Origin of the sequence: Cellulomonas sp. GbtcB1 (assembly GCF_019091725.1) — a bacterium.
Classification (GTDB): domain Bacteria; phylum Actinomycetota; class Actinomycetes; order Actinomycetales; family Cellulomonadaceae; genus Cellulomonas.
Window position 1 is genome coordinate 1 of the sequence record NZ_JAGXJG010000356.1, and the last position, 253, is coordinate 253.

Below are 253 nucleotides of genomic sequence, written 5' to 3' on the forward strand. Positions count from 1 at the left end.
CGGGCGCGGAGGCCGGCCTGCAGCCCGGCGACACCGTGGTGTCGTACGACGGCGTGGCGATCACGTCCTGTGACCAGCTCAGCGGCCTGATCCGCGGCTCGGGCGACCAGGCCGTGCCGGTCGTCGTCGAGCGCGACGGCGGGCGCGTCGAGCTCACGGTGACCCCGGTGGTCGCCGAGCGGCCGGTGACGGGCGACGCCGGGCAGGCCGTCCTCCACGACGGCGGCGACCCGGCGACGCGCCCGGGCGGGTT

1 protein-coding gene is annotated in these 253 nt (G+C 78.3%); it reads left to right on the plus strand.

Translation table 11 applies throughout. The features are described from left to right. On the plus strand, window positions 1-253 hold a 253-nt coding region (locus tag KVT14_RS20705), incomplete at both ends, for a PDZ domain-containing protein (protein WP_217617326.1).